We start from the raw sequence: 5,229 nt of genomic DNA on the forward strand, positions 1-5,229 counted from the left end.
TAACGAGTAGTGCAAACGCATATGATTACGATCAAAAAAGGGCTGGATATCCCAATTAAGGGTGCTCCCCAGCAGCAACTATCCGACGGTAAGGCCGTGACGACGGTCGCTACCTTGGGTGAAGAGTATGTCGGTATGCGCCCGACCATGCACGTGAAAGTGGACGATCGTGTAAAAAAAGGTCAGGTGATTTTCGAAGATAAAAAGAATCCAGGCGTGAAATACACTGCCCCGGGTGCAGGTAAGGTGAAAGACATCCTTCGTGGTGCTCGCCGTGTGCTGCAGGCAGTTGTAGTTGAGCTTGATGGCGATGAGCAAGTGACCTTTGAGTCGTTTGACAGCGCTAAGCTTGACGGCTTGGGTCGCGAAAAAGTGCAAGAGATTCTGGTAGAATCCGGCCAGTGGCCAGCATTAAGAACGCGCCCATTCAGTAAAGCGCCTGCTCTAGACGCTGAAGCTACCGCAATCTTCATCAACGCAATGGACACCAATCCATTGTCTGGCGATCCGACTGTTTATATTAATGAGCATAAACAAGCATTCATCGATGGTTTGAAAGTACTTTCTAACCTGACTGAAGGCAAAATGTTTGTGGTCAAAGCTGCCGATGCAGAAGTGGATATCGGCGACACTAACGCACAGTTAGAGTCGTTCAGTGGTCCACACCCAGCCGGATTGGTGGGTACTCATATGCATTTCTTGAACCCAGTCAGCTTGAAGCGTCCCGCTTGGCATATTGGTTATCAAGACGTGATTGCCTACGGTAAGCTGTTTACAACGGGCGAAATTTTCACCGAGCGCTTCGTTGCGTTAGCGGGTGAAGGTGTTAAAGAACCTCGGTTGTTACGTACCCGTTTAGGTGCTGATATCGTTGAGTTAACAGACGGTGAGCTTGCCGGTGACAACAACCGCGTTATTTCCGGTTCTGTATTGAACGGTCACACAGCAGATGATGCGCATCGTTGGTTGGGTCGTTTCCACAATCAGGTGAGTGTTATTCCAGAGGGCAATCATAAAGAATTGTTCGGCTGGATCCGCCCTGGTTCAGATTTACACTCGGTCACGCGTGCTTATGCGGGCCACTTCAATCCGAAGAAGCTATTCAGCATGACCACTTCATTGAATGGGTCTGCGCGCTCAATGGTACCGATTGGTAACTACGAACGCGTGATGCCGCTGGATATCGTACCAACGCTATTATTGCGTGACTTATTATCAGGCGATACTGATGAAGGTCAGCAACTTGGCTGCTTGGAGCTGGATGAGGAAGATCTGGCATTGTGTACCTACGTATGCCCTGGAAAGTATGAATACGGACCAGTGTTGCGAGACTGTCTCACTAAGATTGAGAAAGAAGGCTAACCATGAGCTTGAAAGATACACTCGAGCGTATTGAGCCGCAATTTGAAAAAGGCGGCAAATACGAGAAGTGGTACGCGCTTTACGAAGCGGTAGCCACTATTCTTTATACACCAGGTACGGTGACTAAGTCGACGACTCACATTCGTGATCGTATCGACTTAAAACGCATCATGATCTTGGTATGGATGATGACATTCCCAGCGATGTTCTGGGGTATGTATAACGTGGGTAACCAAGCCGCGATGGCGTTGGCTGAAGGTTATCAATTAGGTGACGCATGGCAGGTGGGCTTATTCCACTTGTTGGGTGGCGACTTTGGCGGCGATGCTGGCTGGGGCACTAAGATGTGGTACGGCGCGTGCTGGTACCTACCTATCTATGCTGTTACCTTTATTGTTGGTGGCTTCTGGGAAGTACTATTTGCTTCTGTGCGTAAGCACGAAGTAAACGAAGGCTTCTTCGTCACCTCGGTACTGTTCTCGTTGATCCTGCCTGCGACCACGCCACTTTGGCAAGTTGCACTGGGTATCACCTTTGGTGTTGTCATTGGTAAGGAAATCTTCGGCGGTACGGGCCGTAACTTCTTGAACCCTGCGTTAACAGGTCGTGCATTCTTGTACTTTGCTTATCCAGCAAGTATGTCGGGCGACTCTATCTGGACAGCTGTTGATGGCTTCTCTGGTGCCACTAACCTAGGTAAAGCTGCGATGGGTCAAATCGACTACAGCAACACCGCTCTTTGGTGGGACGCTTTCTTAGGTAACATCCAAGGTTCAGTGGGCGAAGTCTCAACTCTGATGATTTTGATTGGTGGTCTTGCACTGATTTACTTCCGTATCGCCTCTTGGCGCATCGTCTCAGGCGTGTTCCTCGGTATGGTCGTATTCTCAAGCCTGCTTAACCTGATTGGTAGCGATACCAACCCAATGTTTGCAATGCAGTGGTACTGGCACTTAGTACTGGGTGGTTTTGCCTTTGGTATGATGTTTATGGCAACCGATCCGGTTTCAGCGTCATTTACGAACAAAGGTAAGTTTGCCTACGGTTTCTTGATTGGTTTCATGACCGTGATGATTCGTGTCGTCAACCCGGCGTTCCCTGAAGGCATCATGCTGGCAATCTTGTTCTCGAACGTCTTTGCACCATTGTTTGACTACTTCGTAGCACAAGCCAACATTAAACGGAGGTTAGCACGTAATGTCTAAGAAGAATGAAAGTTTAGGCAAAACGGTCGGTGTAGTGCTGGCGCTGTGTTTGGTTTGTTCTATCGTTGTATCAGGTGCGGCGATTGGTCTTAAACCAATGCAAGAGCGCAACGCTGCGCTAGCTATGCAGGAAAACATCCTTGATGCAGCCGGTATTCTAGAAAAAGGTATGGATGTGCCAGCTGTTTATAAAGAGCGCATTCAACCACTGGTTGTGAGTCTGAAAGACTATCAAGTCATGCAGGATGTTAACCCATCAGACTTTGATAACCGTAAAGCGGCGGGCGACCCTGAGCGTAGCACTAAACTACCAAAATCAGATGACCCTGCTGGCTTGGGTACGCGCGAAAATATGACCGAAGTTTACCTTATCAAAGACGGCAACGGTGGCACTAATGGTGCCGTGTTACATATCCGTGGCCAAGGTCTTTGGGGTACTATGTACGGCTTAATCGCGCTTGAAGACGACTTTAATACAGTTAAAGGCGTTAAATTTTATGAGCACTCGGAAACACCTGGTCTCGGTGGTGAAATCACCAACCCGGCTTGGGTTAAAACTTGGCAAGGTAAAGAGCTCTATGGCGATGACGGTCAAGTCCAATTCGACTTGGTGAAGGGCGGCGCTTCAGGCGAACACGAAGTCGACGCGCTGTCGGGTGCAACGTTAACCAGTAACGGTGTAGACGCACTGATTCAATTTTGGATGGGCGACGACGCCTACGGTCCGTTACTCGACAAATTGCGCAAAGGAGAGCTGACCAATGGCTAATGCAAAAGAAGTGAAGTCCGTACTCTTTGGACCGATATTTGCAAACAACCCAATTGCGTTACAGATCTTAGGTATCTGTTCAGCATTGGCGGTCACATCAAAAATGAGCAATACACTGGTTATGTGTATTGCTTTGACCGCAGTTGTTGCGTTTTCAAACTTTTTTATCTCGATTATCCGAAACCACATCCCTTCGAGCGTACGTATCATCGTTCAGATGACCATCATCGCGAGTTTGGTTATCGTGGTTGACCAAGTGCTGCGTGCTTACGCATACGAAATCTCGCGCGAGCTTTCGGTATTTGTTGGCTTGATTATTACCAACTGTATCGTTATGGGTCGCGCCGAAGCGTATGCAATGAAAAGCAGTCCAGGCATGTCGTTCTTAGATGGTATCGGCAATGGCTTAGGCTATTCATTAGTATTGCTCGTCGTTGGTTTTGTGCGTGAACTATTTGGTTCAGGTAGCCTGTTTGATGTGCAGATCTTACCTTTGGTTTCAGAAGGCGGTTGGTATGAGCCTGTGGGCTTGTTGTTAATGCCACCGAGCGCGTTCTTTATCATTGGCGGATTTATCTGGGTACTGCGTACCTTCCGCACTGAACAAGTCGAACCTAAGGAGTAAGCACAATGGAACAGTATATTAACCTGTTTATTCGTGCCGTATTCATTGAGAACTTGGCACTGTCATTCTTCTTAGGTATGTGTACCTTTTTGGCGGTATCTAAGAAAGTTAAAACGGCTTTTGGTCTGGGTGTAGCGGTTATTGTTGTATTGGGTATTTCGGTACCTGCTAACAATCTCATCTATCACAACATTCTTGCACCTGGCGCGTTGGGCTGGGCAGGATTTCCTGATGCAGACCTAAGCTTCTTGCGTTTCTTGACCTTTATCGGTGTTATTGCAGCGATTGTTCAGATTCTTGAAATGGCGTTGGACAAATTTGTGCCTGCACTTTACAACGCGCTCGGTATTTTCTTGCCGCTGATCACGGTGAACTGTGCCATCTTTGGTGGCGTATCGTTCATGGTAGAGCGTGATTATAACTTCGGTGAATCGGTTGTTTACGGCATCGGAAGTGGCGTGGGCTGGGCACTTGCAATTGTTGCTTTGGCCGCAGTGCGTGAGAAACTGAAATACGCCGATGTGCCTGATGGCCTACGTGGTCTCGGTGCAACGTTTATGTCAGTGGGTCTGATTGGTTTGGGCTTTATGTCGTTTTCCGGCGTATCTCTATAACCAGTGTGTTGAATCGATAAAAGTTAAAGGTACGAATCGATGGATATTCAACTGATTTCACTCAGTGTAGCGATGTTCACCATCATCGTACTGGTTTTGGTCGCGATCATTATGTTCGCTAAATCAAAATTGGTACCTCAGGGTGATGTGGAAATCCTGATTAACGACGACGAAGACAAAAAGATCGTGACCCAACCTGGTACTAAACTGTTGGGCGCACTTGCCAATGCGGGCATCTTCGTATCGTCTGCGTGTGGTGGTGGTGGTTCATGCGGCCAGTGTCGCGTGACCATTAAAGACGGCGGTGGTGATATTCTTCCGACCGAGCTTGATCACATCACGAAAAAAGAAGCGCGTGAAGGCGTGCGTTTGTCTTGCCAAGTTAACGTTAAGCAAGACATGAAAATTGAATTACCAGAAGAAGTTTTCGGTATTCGTAAATGGGACTGTGTTGTTAAATCGAATGACAACGTGGCAACCTTTATTAAAGAGTTTGTTGTACAGTTGCCAGAAGGCGAGGAAGTTCCTTTCCGTGCCGGTGGTTATATTCAAATCGAAGCCCCTGCGCACCACGTTAAATACGCTGACTTCGATATTCCTGAAGAATATCGTGGCGACTGGAACCACTTTGGTTTCTTCGATCTGGAGTCTAAA

At 47.8% G+C, this 5,229-nt stretch carries 6 protein-coding genes; all 6 read left to right on the forward strand.

Annotation, left to right across the window (positions count from 1 at the left end):
• Positions 1 to 21: 21 nt before the first annotated feature.
• Positions 22 to 1,362 (forward strand): Na(+)-translocating NADH-quinone reductase subunit A, encoded by a 1,341-nt coding sequence (locus B2X00_RS03430; protein ID WP_290486132.1) that lies wholly within the window; start codon positions 22 to 24, stop codon positions 1,360 to 1,362.
• Positions 1,363 to 1,364: 2 nt separating this feature from the next.
• Positions 1,365 to 2,567: an NADH:ubiquinone reductase (Na(+)-transporting) subunit B gene (locus tag B2X00_RS03435; RefSeq protein WP_006955078.1), complete on the forward strand. Its 1,203-nt coding sequence runs from the start codon at positions 1,365 to 1,367 to the stop codon at positions 2,565 to 2,567.
• Complete coding sequence (locus tag B2X00_RS03440) at positions 2,560 to 3,336, forward strand: Na(+)-translocating NADH-quinone reductase subunit C (RefSeq protein WP_006955079.1); 777 nt, start codon at positions 2,560 to 2,562, stop codon at positions 3,334 to 3,336. The genes B2X00_RS03435 and B2X00_RS03440 overlap by 8 nt, the downstream gene beginning before the upstream one ends.
• Positions 3,329 to 3,961 (forward strand): NADH:ubiquinone reductase (Na(+)-transporting) subunit D, encoded by a 633-nt coding sequence (locus tag B2X00_RS03445; protein ID WP_006955080.1) that lies wholly within the window; start codon positions 3,329 to 3,331, stop codon positions 3,959 to 3,961. Before B2X00_RS03440 ends, B2X00_RS03445 begins: the two co-directional genes overlap by 8 nt.
• Before the next feature lie 5 nt (positions 3,962 to 3,966).
• Positions 3,967 to 4,575: an NADH:ubiquinone reductase (Na(+)-transporting) subunit E gene (gene nqrE / locus B2X00_RS03450; protein WP_006955081.1), complete on the forward strand. Its 609-nt coding sequence runs from the start codon at positions 3,967 to 3,969 to the stop codon at positions 4,573 to 4,575.
• A 45-nt stretch (positions 4,576 to 4,620) separates the two neighbouring features.
• Positions 4,621 to 5,229, forward strand: a 609-nt coding sequence (nqrF, locus tag B2X00_RS03455; RefSeq protein WP_290486155.1) for an NADH:ubiquinone reductase (Na(+)-transporting) subunit F, incomplete at its 3' end; no start/stop codon positions are given.

This window comes from Idiomarina sp. UBA3162, assembly GCF_002364475.1.
GTDB lineage: Bacteria > Pseudomonadota > Gammaproteobacteria > Enterobacterales > Alteromonadaceae > Idiomarina.